Origin of the sequence: Colwellia sp. 6M3, from assembly GCF_014077595.1 — a bacterium.
Classification (GTDB): Bacteria; Pseudomonadota; Gammaproteobacteria; order Enterobacterales; family Alteromonadaceae; genus Cognaticolwellia.
On the sequence record NZ_JACGWF010000005.1, the window covers coordinates 62,689 to 80,465 of the forward strand.

The 17,777-nt window shown below is 35.2% G+C and carries 15 protein-coding genes; 7 read left to right on the forward strand and 8 right to left on the reverse strand.

What is annotated here, in order from left to right:
- Positions 1-423: 423 nt before the first annotated feature.
- Positions 424-1,017 carry an HD family hydrolase gene (locus tag H4J50_RS02345; RefSeq protein ID WP_182254204.1) on the reverse strand — a complete coding sequence of 198 codons (594 nt, stop codon included), beginning with the start codon at positions 1,015-1,017 and terminating at the stop codon, positions 424-426.
- 265 nt (positions 1,018-1,282) lie between these two features.
- Here H4J50_RS02345 and H4J50_RS02350 point away from each other — a divergent pair, with 265 nt between their 5' ends.
- From H4J50_RS02350 to secF, 3 genes are all read left to right on the forward strand, one after another.
- Entirely contained in the window at positions 1,283-1,675 is a 393-nt protein-coding gene (locus tag H4J50_RS02350; RefSeq protein ID WP_162533788.1) for a hypothetical protein, read from the forward strand.
- A 238-nt stretch (positions 1,676-1,913) separates the two neighbouring features.
- Positions 1,914-3,839 carry a protein translocase subunit SecD gene (gene secD, locus H4J50_RS02355; RefSeq protein WP_182254206.1) on the forward strand — a complete coding sequence of 642 codons (1,926 nt, stop codon included), beginning with the start codon at positions 1,914-1,916 and terminating at the stop codon, positions 3,837-3,839.
- Positions 3,836-4,756, forward strand: a complete 921-nt coding sequence (secF, locus tag H4J50_RS02360; RefSeq protein ID WP_182254208.1) for a protein translocase subunit SecF — start codon at positions 3,836-3,838, stop codon at positions 4,754-4,756. Before secD ends, secF begins: the two co-directional genes overlap by 4 nt.
- A gap of 265 nt (positions 4,757-5,021) precedes the next feature.
- Here secF and H4J50_RS02365 read toward each other — a convergent pair whose 3' ends face one another.
- From H4J50_RS02365 to H4J50_RS02380, 4 genes are all read right to left on the reverse strand, one after another.
- The gene (locus H4J50_RS02365) at positions 5,022-5,198 is read right to left on the reverse strand and encodes a hypothetical protein (protein WP_182254210.1); all 177 of its coding nucleotides are present in this window, start codon (positions 5,196-5,198) and stop codon (positions 5,022-5,024) included.
- A gap of 34 nt (positions 5,199-5,232) precedes the next feature.
- Positions 5,233-6,075, reverse strand: a complete 843-nt coding sequence (rhlP, locus tag H4J50_RS02370) for a rhombotarget lipoprotein (RefSeq protein WP_182254212.1) — start codon at positions 6,073-6,075, stop codon at positions 5,233-5,235.
- A 225-nt stretch (positions 6,076-6,300) separates the two neighbouring features.
- A complete protein-coding gene (locus H4J50_RS02375; RefSeq protein WP_108456745.1) occupies positions 6,301-6,654 on the reverse strand; it encodes a hypothetical protein in 354 nt (117 codons plus the stop codon).
- Between the two features lie 48 nt (positions 6,655-6,702).
- Positions 6,703-6,894 carry a DUF3185 family protein gene (locus H4J50_RS02380; protein ID WP_108456746.1) on the reverse strand — a complete coding sequence of 64 codons (192 nt, stop codon included), beginning with the start codon at positions 6,892-6,894 and terminating at the stop codon, positions 6,703-6,705.
- A gap of 322 nt (positions 6,895-7,216) precedes the next feature.
- Here H4J50_RS02380 and H4J50_RS02385 point away from each other — a divergent pair, with 322 nt between their 5' ends.
- The 3 genes from H4J50_RS02385 (at position 7,217) to H4J50_RS02395 (ending at position 8,810) form a co-directional block, all read left to right on the forward strand.
- Entirely contained in the window at positions 7,217-7,852 is a 636-nt protein-coding gene (locus H4J50_RS02385) for a LysE family translocator (protein ID WP_108456747.1), read from the forward strand.
- 9 nt (positions 7,853-7,861) lie between these two features.
- Positions 7,862-8,179: a DUF962 domain-containing protein gene (locus H4J50_RS02390; protein ID WP_108456748.1), complete on the forward strand. Its 318-nt coding sequence runs from the start codon at positions 7,862-7,864 to the stop codon at positions 8,177-8,179.
- Positions 8,180-8,249: 70 nt separating this feature from the next.
- Positions 8,250-8,810: a DUF1697 domain-containing protein gene (locus H4J50_RS02395; protein WP_162533789.1), complete on the forward strand. Its 561-nt coding sequence runs from the start codon at positions 8,250-8,252 to the stop codon at positions 8,808-8,810.
- Between the two features lie 206 nt (positions 8,811-9,016).
- Here H4J50_RS02395 and H4J50_RS02400 read toward each other — a convergent pair whose 3' ends face one another.
- Positions 9,017-11,875, reverse strand: a complete 2,859-nt coding sequence (locus H4J50_RS02400) for a response regulator (RefSeq protein WP_182254214.1) — start codon at positions 11,873-11,875, stop codon at positions 9,017-9,019.
- Between the two features lie 326 nt (positions 11,876-12,201).
- Positions 12,202-15,078 (reverse strand): response regulator, encoded by a 2,877-nt coding sequence (locus H4J50_RS02405; RefSeq protein WP_182254216.1) that lies wholly within the window; start codon positions 15,076-15,078, stop codon positions 12,202-12,204.
- A 325-nt stretch (positions 15,079-15,403) separates the two neighbouring features.
- On the opposite strand from H4J50_RS02405, the gene H4J50_RS02410 reads away from it, so the two are divergent.
- Positions 15,404-16,198: an ion transporter gene (locus H4J50_RS02410; protein WP_108456752.1), complete on the forward strand. Its 795-nt coding sequence runs from the start codon at positions 15,404-15,406 to the stop codon at positions 16,196-16,198.
- A 164-nt stretch (positions 16,199-16,362) separates the two neighbouring features.
- Here the strand turns inward: H4J50_RS02410 and H4J50_RS02415 are convergent, their stop codons facing one another.
- Positions 16,363-17,655 carry an FAD-binding oxidoreductase gene (locus H4J50_RS02415; RefSeq protein ID WP_182254217.1) on the reverse strand — a complete coding sequence of 431 codons (1,293 nt, stop codon included), beginning with the start codon at positions 17,653-17,655 and terminating at the stop codon, positions 16,363-16,365.
- Between the last annotated feature and the right edge of the window lie 122 nt (positions 17,656-17,777).

Here is a 17,777-nt window from a genome sequence, read left to right on the forward strand (position 1 = left end):
ATTTTTATCTCAGTGTAATGTGACTTGGATTTCTAGCTATGTCAACCTCTAAACGTATAGACGTCTAAAAATAGATATAACTTATTAATCTACTACTTTCACGTTTGATCTAGTTAACTTGCTTAAAAGGATTTGAAAACAGCGTGAAGAGCAGAGGTAAGGTCACTAAAAGCGTAGACTTTCCGTACAAAACGAATATTTTATTGATCAGTTATACAAAAAGAAATGACCACAAAAGTGATGATTAGTCTTTAATTGGCATTAAAAATACGGGTACTTAAGTGTTTTAGCGCTGAGCAGGCGCTACAAATAAAATAGCATGTAGGAGCTTGGTACTAAGAAAAGTAGCAAGCCCCTACATTTATTATAGAAAATGTTTATTTTAGAAAAATTTATTGATGAAAAAGTTTGTTGAGAAAAACGTTAAGCATTGCGTAGCCAACCATTTTCTACTGCCAAATCTATTTGTTCAGTAACATATATCCATAGTTTAGGTGCTAAACCATCTAATAAATTATTTCGCGCGATGACTTCAGATTTACTCACATTATGTTTCACCCAGCTACCCCCATTATTTTTCATATTTTGTAATAAAGGTAAAACTCGGTCCATTGCTTTAGCAAATTTAGCATCGTTGGTTTTTGCTTCTTCAAACTCCAACCAAAGATTTAACGTTTCTTGATATTGTTGCTCAGGCAATAAACCAAAGATACGTTTTGCAGCGGCTAACTCTTTTGCTTCCTGTGCATCAAGCTCTGATTGTTTTGCAAATGCAAACGTGTCGCCTGCATCAATTTCAACGATGTCATGAATAAGTAGCATAATGGTAACTCGCGCTACATCTACCGGCTCTGATGCATAACCATTTAGTGTTTGCGCCATCAAGGCTATGTGCCAACTGTGCTCAGCACTATTCTCACGTCTGTTGTCATCTGATTTCACTGTCACTTGTCGGTACACAGCTTTAAGACGGTCTAACTCTAATATAAAATTTAATTGTTGCTCTAAATCTTGCATTATTACTCCTTATGAAAAGCTTTTACGGTGTTTATAACCACGTAAATGATATGGGGACGGTTAGGTCTAACAACAACCTTTTAACCTATTGAGTTTACTTTAAAATAGTTAAATATTCTTAGACTCCATCTGAAGTATAAAAGTCGCTATATATTTATTTAATTATCTGCCTTGCGCTATTGAAAAATAAATTAATGTCCTAATATCTAGGTTATTCTCAGCAATTAAACTTTTCGGTATGTGGCGTTTTATAACAATATTTTTTATGTTATTTTTGCTAGCTCAAAATGCTAGTGCATTATCGATCTCAAAATACTCACAAGAGCCAACTCCACAGCATGTCAACACGGCTCAAAATGAACAACAGGTTAGTGTCGATTTAGACAGCCATCAGCCACAACATTTATTTAACTTACCTAGAATTAATACTTTTAGTCCTGCTACTTTTTCAATTGAGGCACAAACAGCGCCAATTTATGTCTTAGTGATTGAGTTTTTTAAAACTGAGAGTAGTGCTAGAGAGTTTAAAAATTTAGCGCCACCCCCAAACTTAATTAACTGGTTTGAACAATTAAATCATCACGCAAAATCATCACGTATTTCCGGCTGGAAAGACGGTAATTTTTTATACAGCGCAAAAACCACCTACCACAGCTAATTCATTTAACTTCAGCAAAGCAATAACGATTAGTTTTATTGCCTGCACAAAAATCGACTATTTTACTTTTAAATAACTGATGCTAAGCCATCGGGCACTTATTGAATGCATTCTGCGATATAGCTGAGTTTTTAATACAGTGTTACACCAGTTGATTAATTATTTGCTCACTTTTGATGCTTAAAGTAAAAAAGTAGATCACTTAATTACTCAAATTGGGATTAATCGAGATTTCAAAATGAACACACGCAACAAGTCCAGCATAAAAAATATTAGCTGGCGAAATATGGTTATTTTTATCACGCTAATATTTATGATTATTAATGCTTTACCAAATTTATACCCTGACAAAACAAATATTCAGTTAATCAGTAATAACAGCAATATTGAACAAACGACACCTGAGCAATTAAACACACTGTTGCTTAACAATAACTTGGCATCAGAAAAAATAATAACGAATGCAACGGGCACAATAATTACGCTAGAAAATAAGTCAGACGAACAAGCCGCTAAAGAATTATTAAATACAGCATTTGCCGGTAAATATGTCATCAGTAGTACAGTATCAAACGAGGGTCCATCTTGGTTTAAGGCCATGAATATGGAGCCTATAAAACTAGGGTTAGATCTCAGTGGCGGGGTTTTATTTGTACTAGATGTTGATACCGAGAGAGCTTTATTTGAACACATGAAAGGGCTTGGCACAGATCTAAAAACCCAAAGTATAGAAAAACGTATACGAGGCGTTAATGTAGCTCAAGTTAATAATTATTCTCTTGAAGTTAGCTTCCCTTCTGCCATGAAAAGTAAGCTTGAATTACTGCTAAGTGATATAACTAAACATTCACCTGAGTTAAGCACTAAAAACATAAGTAATACGCATATATCGCTACTTTACTCGCCTCAAGAGCAAGTCAACTTTAGACAAGCTACCATGAAGCAAACTCTAAAAACTATGCGTGGGCGCATTGAAGAATTAGGGATCACTGAAGCAATAACTCAACAACAAGGGAAAAATAGAATACGTATAGAACTACCCGGTGTGCATAACCCAGAAGAGGCTAAACGTATTATTGGTGCTACCGCGACACTGGACTTTTATCAACTCGCTGATGATTCAAATACGGCTGGCATGATACAAATGACAGATAGCAGCGGTCGTAAATTCAACTTAAATAGTAAAGTAGTGTTTTCAGGCAGTAGTATTAAAAATGCCCGTGCCGGACAAGATGAAATGGGTATGCCCTCGGTAAACCTGACTTTGGATAGCGTGGGCGGTAAAAAAATGTCGACCTTTTCAAAAGACAACATTGGTAAACCTATGGTGACTTTATTCTCTGAGTTTCACCGTAACAGTGATAATGAAATAGTTAAAAAGAGTAAAATCATTAATGTTGCGAATATCTCACAACATTTAGGCGCGCAGTTTAGTATTACCCATATGTCGAGCCCACAAGCAGCACAAGAATTGTCGCTATTATTACGTGCTGGCTCTTTAAATGCTCCTGTTACTATCGTAATGCAGCGCAATATTGAAGCAACACTTGGCGCTGACAATATTGATAATGGCATTAAAGCGTTGAGTATTGGTATTGCATTTACATTATTGTTTATGGCGGTTTGGTACCGCACTTTAGGGCTTATTGCTAACGTTGCTTTAGCGCTAAATTTAGTCAGTTTATTAGGACTCATGTCTTTATTACCTGGCGCTGTTTTAACCTTACCAGGTATTGCAGGCTTAGTTTTAACGGTTGGTATGGCGGTTGATGCCAATGTACTTATTTTTGAGCGAATTAAAGAAGAGTTAAGACGAGGACGTAAAGCGTTGTCAGCCATTGAAGTTGGCTATAAAAGTGCCTTTGCGACTATTTTAGATGCCAACATTACCACCATGATCACCGGCATTATTTTATACACCATAGGTTACGGACCGGTTAAAGGTTTTGCTATTATTTTATGTCTTGGAATACTTACCAGTATGTTTACTGGCGTATTTGTCGCAAAAACATTAACCAATATGGTCATTCGAGATAATAAAAATAAATTACTGGGGATTACATTAGACGATAACGTAAACGCTAAGTCCTTATCTGAGCCAACTTCAAAAGTAGCCACTAAAACCAAAGCGAAATCCCTTATCAATTCAGGAGCTAACTCATGAATAACACAAACATAAAATCAACATCGCGTATTAGTAAATTTCGTTTTGCTAGTTTCTATTTTGCGGCAGCCCTTATTGCTATCTCATTATTAGGGTTATTTACAAAAGGCTTAAACCTTGGCTTAGATTTTACAGGAGGATACTTAACTGAATTTTCAACAGAGCAATCGTTTGAGCAAGCAAACATGCAGCAGTTGCTGGGCAATTATCTATCACAAGACTTTCAATTATCATCAGCTGACAACGGCACACATTGGAGTGTTCGACAATCTGACAGCAACAGTGGTCAACAAAATAGCACTTGGTTAACTGAGTTTACTCAGCAAAGCGGCTTATCTATAACACCACAAGATGCAATGTATATTGGCAGCCAAGTCGGCGATGAACTTATCAACCAAGGGGGCTTAGCCTTACTCACGGCGGCAATAGTAATTTTAGTGTACTTGTCGCTAAGATTTGAATGGCGACTGGCTGCTGGCTCGGTAGTTGCTCTTGTACATGATGTGATAGTGGTACTAGGTATATTCGCTTGGTTTAATATCTCCTTTGATTTAACCATTTTAGCGAGTTTATTAGCCATTATTGGCTACTCACTAAATGACTCCATAATCGTTGGGGATAAAGTCAGAGAAATCATGATAAGAAACAAGGATAGTGATATTGATAGCACAATTAACCATGCAATTAAATCAACCTTGGTGCGAACTTTAATCACCTCAGGTACCACGCTTGCTACGGTTCTAGCGATAGGCTTGTTTGCTGGAGAGTCTTTACAGGGGTTTGCTATTGCATTATTTAGCGGTATTTTAGTCGGTACGTATTCATCAATTGCTATATCGGCAACCATTCCGCAATTGTTAGGTTTAAGCCCTGACCATTACCATAAACAAGCGCAAGAAATTTGTACCTTGCCTTAATGTAGTATGCACAGAGGTTACTCGTTATACCATTCATGAATAACGAGTAATGCCAAAATGTTAAACACCAAGAGTTAAGACCTAAGAATTAAGGCCTAAGAGTTAAGACCTAAAGGATTTAATTGCTTCACTACAATAAAGCTGTCACCCATTAGGTCTTAAGTTTGAGTATGTCGTTTTACAATGTAAAAATTTTAAATCTACGATGACAGTAAAATAAATAACAAATAACAGCTAAAGTTAACCCTGAGCTGAAGTATTAATCTTAATTAAAAAAACTCGCTAACCAATCAAAGGTTAGTACGGTGGTAAATATTTTCAGCCAGATTAAACCAATAAATAGGAGTATTAGTAATGCTTTGGTTTTTTTGCTTTTTATACTCTTCCAATACCGCCACTTTGCTTTAATCTCTTCTTTAACTTCATCTTTTTCTGTTTTCATTTTAGATTATCTCTCAGTGAAATATAGCGTAGCTTTACTTTATTGGATTTGATTGCTTACAGCAGGCTTTTCTACCTAAAATCAGTATTATGAAAAACAACCAATAATAACTTGCTGCACCTCCACTATAGCCTTCTCGATGCTCTACTTTAGCAATTTTTTCTTCTTTCACTCGTGTTTTAAATGTCGAAAGTTCAGCATCTAAATTAATCGTCATATCTGAAACAGCCAAGCTAAATCCTTCGAGTGATTTTTGAATTAACGTGTCATCAACCCCTATTGCGGTAGTTCTTTTTTCAAGCTTATTTATACCTGGGGCTCTAAATAACATTTTTTTACTTTTAATATCAAAAACAGCGGTATCAACAAAGGTTTGAACCGAATTTTCATTACCCGGAATTATATACATTCCGACAATTGTCCAATATAAAAGCGCTGCGTTGTTTTCAAGTGATTGAGTGACTTGGTCATATGATACCAACGCCATAACATCGACATCATAAAGTCGGCCTACTTGTTCTAAAGTTGTAAAACCTTCTCCGCCATTAAGGTAAGTGCTTGGTATTATTTCAATACGATCAATATAATCATATTTGAGAAATGATTTTTTCACTTTTTCAAGTAGCTCTATTTGATCTTTATTATGAATACCATCTCTTTGCCAGTTTTTAGAAGGCACAAAAGCTAAACCCACTTTTACGGGCAGTGTTAACACTGGAATTTCTGGTTGATGTTCAGCTCGACTTGCATGGTTAGGGTAGAGAAAGTCCATCAAGCTACTTGATTGTGTTTTCTTCCCTGTGTTGTTGCTCATCAGAGAACTACATGACGCTAAGAATAAAGCGCTTAGCAGTATGATAAAAATTCTAGTTTTCATCGACATCCCTTTTTATTGTTATGAATAAAATATTGTAATGAATAAAATTGAACTGATTTAATGATGATTTATCCTAACACGCCAAGTAAATTAAAAAACTCAACGCATTAACAGATAGGAGTAGCGCTTTTAATCGGCAGCTTAGATCAAGATAAAGTAAGCAGATATTAATGTTAAAAAGGATAGATATCGGCATTACAATATCTATCCTTATGCGTTACATAATTAGAAAAGCCAACCGGTAGGATCAGGGTGTGCTGTTTTTGCATCTAGTGATTTCATCCCTTTTACACATCGTACAATAAGCCAAATAACCCAAAATAAAAGTACCAGCCAGCCGACAAGTATTATAGATAGAATTGAGCCTAGAATAATATACAAAGCACCTATCCAGAATGTTCTAATTTGAAATTGATAATGTGATTTAAGCCACTCTGGTGCATCAGATTTATTGATATAAGCCATGACTACACCAATAATGCCTGTGATACCAAAAAAGATCCCAACCATATACAGTATATAAACTATTTTAGCTGTGCCCTCGGTTGATGGTCCTTCGTTTATCACTACTTCACTCATCTATTTTTCTCCTTTTTTAAGATGAAATTTTTATCTTTTTATTTTATTTTATTTTAGCTTAGTGATACCAATTAACGCAGCAATAACACCACCAACCATACCACCCCAAGCTTCAATGGGTGTATCTCCGCTAACGACTCGGGTAACTTGAGAAGTTGCAGAATCATAAATGTTATAGCCCCATAATGCTAAAGCTACACCGACAATAATAAGTACTATACCAATAATTTTATTATTCATTTTCACTCCTAAATTGTATAAAGTTATAGTTAAGCCAACTTGTGTTATAAAAATATAACCTGACGACAATACTTTAAATTTTTAACAACACTAAAACACCATTGGTGTATTGTTATTAAAATAAATATACAGCGCTTACATAATAACTTCAATGACTTAGTTTTTTCCAAATATTCACTACACGCTAAATTTAGCTAAGTACTTTTTTTATTAAAAAAACCTTTAAGCATTTGAGTTTATGTTATTTTAAAGGTTTAAATAACAGACATTATCGACAAGCTATTTTTTTAATCGTTATGTTAGAAGGTTGCTAAGGATTACTATGGATTTAATGCAAGGTTTACTCATTATTACCTCAATTCACTTGTTGGCCGCGGCATCTCCTGGACCAGACTTTGTATTGGTGTCACAACAAACACTCTCTAATGGTAAGCAATCTGGCTTTATGGTGAGTATTGGTATCGCCTTAGGCTTATCGGTTCATATTATTTATTCTGCCTTAGGTTTAGCGGCGGTTATTGCTAATTCAGCAACAGCATTATGGCTAATAAAACTTATTGGCGGGTGTTATTTAATTTATTTAGGTATACAAGGCTTAAGAGCAAAACCTTTGGGTAAGACAGAAGATGCTAAGCTAAAGCAAGCAATTGCAAAGCATTCAAATGTTAAGGCTATTGTTAAAGGTTTTTTATGTAATGCGTTAAATCCAAAAGCGCCCATCTATTTTGTTGCATTGTTCACCGTGGTGTTATCGCCAGATTTACCACTATTACATTTGGTTATTTACGGTGTTTGGATGATGATATTACAACTACTGTGGTTTTCTGCTGTCGTAGTTTTACTTTCTAGACCCAGTGTAAATGAAAAATTTCAGCGATTAGGTCATTGGATCGATCGCGTGCTTGGCGGCGCTATGATATTAATAGGCTTAAAAGTGCTAACCAGTAAAATAAATTAGGTAATGAGAATGTCTGATACAACCGCAAAACAATACACTGACTTTAAATCGTTTTATCCTTTTTACTTAAGCCAGCATCAAAATATTATTTGTAGAAGGTTACACTTTATCGGCTCCAGCTTAATTATACTGATGCTTAGTTATATTTTATTAAGCTCTGCTTGGGTATTACTCTGGACTTTACCCTTATTGGGTTATGGATTTGCCTGGCTTGGACACTTCTTTTTTGAGAAAAATAGACCCGCGACATTTACCTACCCTATTTATAGCCTGCTAGGTGACTGGGTTATGTATAAAGATATGTTACTCGGTAAACTAAAATTTTAGCACTGCGCTGGACATACTCCAAAATAACTCAGCGTTTAATGATTGAACCTTAACTGATGAGAATATCCCTTTGAGTACTTATATTTCATTATTACGCGGCATTAATGTTGCGGGTCAAAAAATCATAAAAATGGCGGACTTGCGTGCGCTTTATCAAAAATTATCGTTTGAAAACGTACAGAGCTATATCCAAAGTGGAAACTTAATCTTTAACTATAAAGGCGATGGCATAAATGAATGCTCGCAACTGGCTAAAAGTATAAGCCAGCTTATTGCTAAGCAATATCATTTTGAGGTGCCGGTTATTGTTTTAACACCCGATGATTTGCAAAGTGCACGCTTAAACTTACCTTTTAAAGATATCGACCCTATTTCAGATGGCAGTAAAGTGCTGTTATGTTTTTTATCCGAGATCCCAACCAAGTCGATAACAGTATTATCGCCTTACATTAAAGCAAGTGAACAAATGGATCTTATTGGCAAGGTACTTTATTTACATTGTGAAGAAGGGTATGGCCGCTCAAAATTGACTCTGAGTAATATTGAAAAGCATTTAAATGTTCAGGCGACATCGCGAAATTTAAAAACTGTTGATAAGCTTATTACACTCACTAAAGATAATATCAACTAAGGTTTTATTGATAACAAGTTCACCGCAATAAAAGCCAGTGCCTAGTGAACTAAAACGTCTTCAGTTTTATAAGTATTTTCTCAAAAAATTATCGCTAAAATGAAAAAGATAAATATCCCCAGCTTTCAAACTGTCATTTAAAATAGCTTATTTTTCAATACGTCTTTAGATACAGTGTTCCAGTATCGATAAGTTAACTTAAATATTTACCATAATACTTGGTCTATTTCGTTGAGTAATTTTTGAGTGTAATTATTAATACTCGCCGTATCATTATGATTAATCGCTATTTCTAAATTGATGGCATATTCAGATAAATTGGCAAAACCAAACATTTGCGCAGCACCAGCAATACGATGCGCTAATTTCGAAAGCTTATCGTTGTCATGATTGTTTATATGTAAAACTAAGTCTTGCTGTTCTAACACCAGGTTAGATTTAAATTCTGTTACTAAATCTGACATATCAACACTGTTAAAGCTTTCATCGGCTTTTTCCTGCGTGATACTACCGCCGTAATATTTGGCAATGGTGGGAATAAAGATATTTCGCTCAATCGGTTTAGATAAATGACCATTAAAGCCCAACGATAAATAATGCGCTATTTCATGCGACATAGCATTGGCCGTTAATGCGATAATAGGCGTTTGAAAGCCCTTTTGCCGTAAAATTTTAAACGCTTCAATACCGTCCATTTCAGGCATTTGAATATCCATTAACACCAACAATGGTTGATGCTGTTTAAATAACGTGATGGCTTCATAACCATTACGTGCGGTAATAACGTCTAAGCCTATCGAAGTAAGTAAGCGAGCAATAAGTCGGCGATTGTCGTTATGATCTTCAGCGAGTAAAATTGTACCTTTTAATTGTTGTTCGTTTATCGCTTTAGTTGTTTCATCAGATGATACTTTTATTTCATTACAATGTTCAGACATTGTTGCTTGGCAAGGTAGACTAAAAGCGAAAACACTGCCTTGGTTTAGTTCACTCTCGACTTCAATTTTCCCTCCCATAATTTTAGCTAACTGGTCTGATAAACATAAACCTAATCCGGTACCACCAAAACGTCGATTAATACTACTATCACCTTGGGTGAAGCTTTCAAATAAGTTTTGCAATTGTGAGCTACTCATACCAATACCACTGTCGGTGATTTTAAATATTAAGTGTGTTTCACTTTGGCTAATATTTAACTCTACATGTCCTTGTTGCGTAAATTTAATCGCATTGGCACATAAGTTGATCAAAATTTGTTTAACACGAAAGCCATCAATATCGATTAAAAATGGTTTAGGTAAGCAATGTACTATGTCAAATGTTAAGCCTTTAGATTTCGCCTGCAAACAAAACATATTGGCGAGTTCTTGTAATATGTTGTGTAAGTTTTGACTTTGTATTTCTAACTCAATTTTATTCGCTTCAATTTTACTTAAATCGAGAATATTATTCGTAAGCTCTAATAGATGTAAACTATTGCCAAGAATTATTTCAACCTCTTTATTTATATAAAACTCTTCAACATCACCATTAATAATAGCTTCAGCTTGGCCAATAACCGTGGTTAACGGCGTTCTGATTTCATGACTCATATTTGCTAAAAACTGGCTTTTAATATTATTAGCATTTTGTAACTCTTTCATTAAGTACTCAAGCTCAGTGGTGCGTTGTTTTACCTTTATTTCGAGTGCATTTTTCGAGCGACGTTCAATGATGCGATGGGTAATTAAAAAACCTATTAATAGCGTAGCAATAATGGCAATTATAATGATGGTACGTGCTTGTGATGAGCGCTCAGTTTCAAGCTCTTGTAAACGCTTTTGTTGCTTAAGTTGTTTAACTTCCTGCTTTAACTGTTTGGAGTTAAACAAGGCTAATTTAGAGTTAAGTTCGCTATTCGATAATTCAAATTGTGCTTTTAAAAAGTCATACTGGCTAGTAATTGCTTTATAGTTTTGATGTTGCGCAGCATATATTAACGCTTGTAATGAAAGGTTATATTGTATCTGGTCTCTGTTTTTTCGTTTTACTGCAATGGTATTTGACTGCTCTACAAGATCCATTGCTAATTGATAATTTCCTTGATAAAAATTTGCTCTAGCTAGGCTGTATAAAGCCCCTGCATAAGCGTTATCATGGCCTTGCTCAATACTTAGGCGAATACTTTCCTTTGCATAGGCTGTTGCTTTGTCAATATTTTGCAGATCGTTTTGAAGTTCGGCTAAGTTATGTAAGGCCGACGCCACATAGAAATCATCTTTATTTTCACGAGCAGAATTAAGCGACAAAAGCATATAATGTTCGGCCTTTTTATAGTCTCCTTGATACTTGTACGAGGTACCAATATGACCATACGCCATACCAAGGCCGCGAAAATCAGCAATTTTAGCGCGCCTTTCAATAACGTCGTGATACATGGCTATAGCAATATCATAACGTTTTAGCTCTAAATGAAAGCCCGCAATATTAAATTTAATGTCAATTTTATCTATGTCACTACCAAACTCTTGATATATTTTTTCCGCTTTTTGGTAGCTGAGTAACGCTTTTTCAAATTCACTGGTTATTGCGTGTACTAAGGCAATATTGTTGTGTAAATTGGCTTGAGCAATTGGCTCATCAATTGTCAGGTAATAATTCAGTGCCTGCTGATAAGCGTGAAGGGCCAGTTCATTGTTGCCATTGTAATAGGAATAAACACCTACTCTTTTAAAGGCGTCTGCTTCAATTTGATTAAAGTGAAATTTATTAGCTAATGCTTGCTCTTTTTGAGCGACAACAATCGCATTTTCAAGTTGACCTAGTTGATGAAGGACTTTACTTTTACTTGCTAATACCGTCAGTTTTTGAAGTATTGGCAACGAGGCATCTTCGCTCAAGACAGTTATTAATTTCAAAGCTTCATTTTGATCAGCCATGTCCTCAATTTCTGTTAGTTGCTGAGTGAATTTTTCTTCTATCTGAGGGAGTGAGTTTTGCTTCTGACTGTGAGCGGTAAAACTGATGAGAAAGTTTACAAATAAAAACAATGAAGTAGCTAATACCCTGCTATTGGAAACCGTCATCTATGACACCTTTAAATACTTTATTTTTATTATCAAATGAATTACATGTAAGTTATAGCATTTTACGATTCTACTAACAACGCTGTATACAAATTGGCCTTAGCCAATTTAGCGCTGGCGTTAAACCGCCCAAAGCCTATTTATTAGTCTCCTTTGAATTAAGGGTTAATCCAAATGTAAATCTGTTACCTGCAACTTTGTTTACAGTTTTGATCAGCTTGGGGAAGCACTAAGTGGTGAGTATTTTACTGAGAGAGGATAGAGTAATCTAGAGACTATTTTAGCTGGCTAATGTCGAATCAATAGCTGACTTATTTACTTTGCATTTACCACAAAACTTGGTCTATTTCGTTGAGTAACTTTTGGGTGTATTCATTCACATCGATACTGTGGTTATTTTTGATCGCCGTTTCTAACTTGATGGCATATTGAGATAAATCAGCAAAACCAAACATTTGCGCAGCGCCAGCAATACGATGTGATAAATTCGAAAGTTTTTCATAATCTTTATTGTTAGTATGTAGCACTAAATCTTGCTGCTCTAACACTAAGTTAGATTTAAACTCTTTGACTAAATCGGACATATCAACATTTTGAAAACTCTCATTCGCTTTTTCTTGTGTGATACTGCCATCGTAATATTTGGCAATGGTAGGGATAAATATATTTCGCTCAATAGGCTTAGATAAATGACCATTAAAGCCCAACGATAAATAATGCGCTATTTCATGCGACATGGCATTGGCCGTTAATGCAATAATAGGGGTTTGAAAACCTTTTTGCCGTAAAATTTTAAACGCTTCAATACCGTCCATTTCAGGCATTTGAATATCCATTAATACCAATGCTGGCTGATGTTGTTTGAATAACGCAATGGTTTCGTAGCCGTTACGAGCTGTGATCACATTTAAACCAATTGAGCTCAATAATCTAGCAATAAGTCGGCGATTATCATTATGATCATCAGCAAGTAAAATTGTGCCTTTTAATTGCTGAGGCAACTCTTGATGACTACAATCAATGTTCACCTGTGTGTCAATTATCGATATCTTGTTTTCAATAAGCTGTTTATTAAAGTGGGCTTTACAAGGCAAACTAAAGGCAAAAACACTGCCTTGATTTAACTCACTTTCTACTTCAATTTTCCCGCCCATAATTTTCGCTAATTGATCTGATAAACATAACCCTAGCCCTGTACCGCCAAAGCGCCGATTTATGCTGCTATCTCCTTGGGTAAAGCTTTCAAACAAGTGCTGTAATTGTGAACTACTCATACCGATGCCGCTATCGGTAATCTTAAACATTAAGTGTGTTTCACTTTGACTAATATTCAACTCTATATGCCCTTTGGGCGTAAACTTAATGGCATTCGCACATAGATTGATCAAAATTTGTTTAACACGAAAACCATCAATATCGATTAAAAATGGTTCAGGCAAACGATGCACAATGTCAAACGTTAAACCTTTAGAATTTGCTTGTAAACAAAACATATTAGCGAGTTCTTGCAAAATGTCGTGCAAGTTTTGACTTTGTATTTCAAGCTCAATTTTATTAGCTTCTATTTTACTCAAGTCTAAAATATTATTGGTAAGCTCTAATAAATGTAAGCTATTACCGAGAATTATTTTAACCTCTTTACTGATATAGGCTTCTTCTACATCGCCACTAATAATAGCTTCAGCTTGACCAATAACCGTAGTTAAAGGTGTTCTTATTTCGTGACTCATATTCGCTAAAAACTGACTTTTAATATTATTAGCGTTTTGCAATTCTTGCATTAAGTATTCGAGTTCTGTCGTTCTTTGTTTAACTTTGGTTTCAAGTGCATTTTTCGAACGGTTTTCTATTTCTCGTCTAGCAATTAAAAAGGCGATAACGAAGCTTGCGACAACAACAATGATAATAATAATTCTTGATTGTAAAGAACCCTCTACCTCAAGTTTCTGTAAAAGTTTTTGTTGCTTTAATTGCTCAACTTGTTGCTTTAATTGCTCAGAATCAAAAAGCGCTAATTGCGTGTTCAGTTGATTGTTTGCCAACTCAAGCTGTGTTTGTAAAAAAGTTCGGTGACTAGCAACGGCTTCAAAGTTTTTATGTTGTGCTGCATAAATCAGTGCTTGTAAAGATAAGTTAAATTTTAGTTGCTCTTTATAATCAATTTTGTTGATAACCTTAGTAGATTCTTCGACGTTTTGTAATGCTAAGTCATACTTACCTTGATAAAAGTAGGCGAGAGCCAAACTGTATTTAGCGCCAACATAAGCATTGGTATGACCTTGAGCAATACTAAGACGAATACTTTCCTCTGCAAAAACTATAGCTTTATCAATATTATGAAGGTAATTGTTGAGTTCAGCTAAATTATGCAATGTGGATGCCGCATTATAATCATCTTTATTTTTTCTATGTAAACTCAGTGCTAATGTCATGTAGTGCTCGGCTTTTTGGTAGTCACCAGCATTTTTATAAGACGAGCCTAAATCACTGTAAGCTTTCGCTACTCCGATTTTATCTGAGGTTTTTAATAATTTTTCAATAATGTCATGATACATAGATATCGACGTATCGAATCTTTTTAAGCGTAAATGTAAATTTGCGATATTCGTTAAGACATCAATATTATCTTTTTCGCTGCCATACTGCTGATAAATGGGCTGAATTTTTTGATATATCGCTAACTCTCGCACAGGTTGAGAAGCTCGGCCATAAACTAGCGCGATATTATTGTATAAGTTTGCTTGAGCAATAGGTTCATCAAGGGTGAGATAATAGTTAAGTGCTTGTTGATAAGAGTGTAATGCCAATCGATTTTTGCCATTATAATAAGCATAAACCCCTACCCTTTTATAAGCATCTGCTTCTAATCGATTTAACTCAAATTCATGAGCAAGTTCTTGCTCTTGCTGTGCTACTTTAATCGCGTTTTCAAGCTGACCTAGTTTATGCAAGGTACGACTTTTACTGGCTAAAGCAGAAAGCTTTTCTAATGTAGAAAGTGACTCATCTTCGCAAAGTGTAATGATGAGCTTTAACGCTTTATTTTGATCATCCATGGCTTCAATTACAGACAATTGTTGTCCAAAATTTTTACCAAAATATTGAAATGAATTTTTATTGTAGCTGTGAGCCGAAATATTAATAAATAAACTGGAGAGTAAAATGAGTAATTTGAATAACACCGTTCGGTGAGATATCGCCATCCATAACACCTTTAAACGTGTCTTTTTGATATTATCAACTGAAGTGTTTTTTTTGCTCATTTGGCTATAATCTATTATTTTCAATTGATATTTTTTTATGTTACTTAGTTATAGCATTTTAATATTGCACTAACAACGCTAAGTTCTAATGGTTTATTGATTGGCTTGTAGATTGGTTTAAGGCCACAAACTGTAACAAAATGTAGCTTTAGTTTTATACATAAATAGTTACGATAGTTTTGTTAAAAACTTAGCTAATTTTACCACAAAAAGTTTATAATTCACCATCTAAGCTATCCAAACCTAACTGAATTAAATTACCTCAATGTATCAAAATACTAAAGCTGCTTTTACTAAGTTAAGAAACAATAAATTTTTCGAATTAAGTGTTATATGTGTGATTATAATTTCTGCACTTGAAATTGGCGCAAAAACCTTCCCGCTTTCGAATACCGCTATTTCCGTCACCTCAGTACTAGACACGTTTATCACGCTTTTTTTCTTATTTGAAATATCTTTACGGTTTCTAACAGAAGAAAACAAACGACACTTTTTCAAGTCGGCATGGAATGTGTTCGACACCTTAGTTGTCGTTATAAGCCTTATACCCATTAACGACTCTGAAATGGCCTTACTTGCACGATTGGTGCGAGTGTTTCGGGTATTGCGAATGGTGTCGGTGGTTCCAGAGCTTCGAATATTGATAAACTCTTTGATAAAAGCCATGCCACAATTGGGCTATGTTTTATTGCTGATGTTTATTATTTTTTATATATACGCCGCAATTGGCAGTTTCCTATTCAATACTATAAACCCCAAGTTGTGGAGTGACATCGCTATTTCAATGCTCACGCTGTTTCGAGTAATGACCTTCGAAGATTGGACCGATATTCAATATGAAACGATGGAAGTTTATCCTTATAGCTGGATTTACTACATGACTTTTATCTTTTTTACCGCATTTGCCTTTTTGAATATGGTGATTGGTATTGTGGTAAATGTGATGGAAGAAGAACGCTCGCGCGAAAAAAATAAAACAGAGCCAACATTGAGTGAATTACAACAAGAAATTCTTGAACTTAAAAACCTTGTTTTACAATTAAATGACAAAAATAAATAAGTTTATACCGACTTACCAACATGGTCAGTAAGTGCTTGTAGTAAAAGTACTTACTGCAACCTTATTAGCCAACACCTTGGTAATTTATTGGCTTTAAGGTATGAGGTATGAGGTAATAGTATTTTCATCATACCGACGTATCTAAGTCATTAAATGAAAATTACTTAAAATTTATCGAGTAGCTTGTGATACATCATGCCCATGGCAAGTAATGGCGATCGCAAATGTTTACCACCAGGAAAGGTAAAGTGTTTCACTTTTTCGAAATGTTTGATTAATGAAGACTCACCACTTATGGCTTCCGCCAGTATTTTTCCTGCTACATGAGTAATGTTTACGCCATGCCCTGAATACGCCTGCGCATAATAAATATTATGATCTAAACGGCCAATTTGTGGCAGGCGATTAGCGCCAATTCCTATCATGCCACCCCATTGAAAATCGATATTAACGTCTGCTAACTCAGGAAAAACTGATAACATTTTTGGGGTCAATGTCGCGGCAATATTTTTCGGATCTCGTGCTGAATAATTACAAAGACCACCAAACAATAAGCGTTTATCGGCTGATAATCTAAAGTAGTCTAGTTCTATTTTTTGGTCGCAAACTGCGTGATTATTAGGTAAAAGTGATTTATATACTGACTCACTTAATGGTTCGGTCGCTATGATATAACTCCCTGCAGGTAATATTTTATGCGCTATTTTAGGGGCAAGTTCACCTAAATAAGCATTACCAGCAAGAATTAATTGTTTAGCTCTTACCTCTCCGTTAGTTGTTTTTATAACGATGGTTTCGCCGGGCGTGTATTTTTCTACTTTAGTACCTTCAAATATTTTTACCCCAAGATCACTTGCTGCCTTAGCTTCTCCACGACAAAGGTTCAATGGGTGTAAATGACCACTTCCCATATCAATTAAGCCACCGACGTATGCGTCAGAGCCTATAACCTGCTTTTTAAGTGCCGTTTTATCTAGTAATTTAATTTCATGTGAATATTCATATTGTCTTAGATGCTCAACTTCTTTTTCAAGCATTTTCATATGTTTATCACGCGTTGCGAGGTCGCAATAACCCATGGTTAAATCACAATCTATCTGGTACTTATTGATTCTATCAATCACAATTTGATTAGCATCGAAGCCTAACTGTGTAATAGCATCAATACCTTTTTGACCTATGGTTTTTCTAAAGCCCTCAATATCATGACCAATACCACGAATAATTTGTCCACCGTTGCGACCCGAAGCGCCCCAGCCAACTTTATACGCCTCTAATAAAACAACGTTATAACCACGTTCAGCTAACTCTATCGCACTTGAAATACCACTAAAGCCGCCACCAACAATGCACACATCAGCCTCAATACTTTCATGGAGCATAGGATAGCTTTGTTGATATTTTAATGTTGAAAAGTAATAAGAATCAGCATGATTAGATGTATGAACTTTAGTCATTGTTTTATTCTTTTAATAATAAATGAATGTTACAAAACTAGTGCTCATAAATAAGAACACCCCGTAAAATATAACAAACAGACTAACTCAATTAATGACTTAAGCCAAGCGATCGTTATATA

Excerpts from the sequence above, each read along its gene's own strand:
- H4J50_RS02345 (WP_182254204.1), bottom strand. The coding sequence starts at position 1,017 with ATGCAAGATTTAGAGCAACAATTAAATTTTATATTAGAGTTAGACCGT.
- H4J50_RS02350 (WP_162533788.1), top strand. The coding sequence starts at position 1,283 with ATGTTATTTTTGCTAGCTCAAAATGCTAGTGCATTATCGATCTCAAAA.
- secD (WP_182254206.1), top strand. The coding sequence starts at position 1,914 with ATGAACACACGCAACAAGTCCAGCATAAAAAATATTAGCTGGCGAAAT.
- secF (WP_182254208.1), top strand. The coding sequence starts at position 3,836 with ATGAATAACACAAACATAAAATCAACATCGCGTATTAGTAAATTTCGT.
- H4J50_RS02365 (WP_182254210.1), bottom strand. The coding sequence starts at position 5,198 with ATGAAAACAGAAAAAGATGAAGTTAAAGAAGAGATTAAAGCAAAGTGG.
- rhlP (WP_182254212.1), bottom strand. The coding sequence starts at position 6,075 with ATGAAAACTAGAATTTTTATCATACTGCTAAGCGCTTTATTCTTAGCG.
- H4J50_RS02375 (WP_108456745.1), bottom strand. The coding sequence starts at position 6,654 with ATGAGTGAAGTAGTGATAAACGAAGGACCATCAACCGAGGGCACAGCT.
- H4J50_RS02380 (WP_108456746.1), bottom strand. The coding sequence starts at position 6,894 with ATGAATAATAAAATTATTGGTATAGTACTTATTATTGTCGGTGTAGCT.
- H4J50_RS02385 (WP_108456747.1), top strand. The coding sequence starts at position 7,217 with ATGGATTTAATGCAAGGTTTACTCATTATTACCTCAATTCACTTGTTG.
- H4J50_RS02390 (WP_108456748.1), top strand. The coding sequence starts at position 7,862 with ATGTCTGATACAACCGCAAAACAATACACTGACTTTAAATCGTTTTAT.
- H4J50_RS02400 (WP_182254214.1), bottom strand. The coding sequence starts at position 11,875 with ATGACGGTTTCCAATAGCAGGGTATTAGCTACTTCATTGTTTTTATTT.
- H4J50_RS02405 (WP_182254216.1), bottom strand. The coding sequence starts at position 15,078 with ATGGCGATATCTCACCGAACGGTGTTATTCAAATTACTCATTTTACTC.
- H4J50_RS02410 (WP_108456752.1), top strand. The coding sequence starts at position 15,404 with ATGTATCAAAATACTAAAGCTGCTTTTACTAAGTTAAGAAACAATAAA.
- H4J50_RS02415 (WP_182254217.1), bottom strand. The coding sequence starts at position 17,655 with ATGACTAAAGTTCATACATCTAATCATGCTGATTCTTATTACTTTTCA.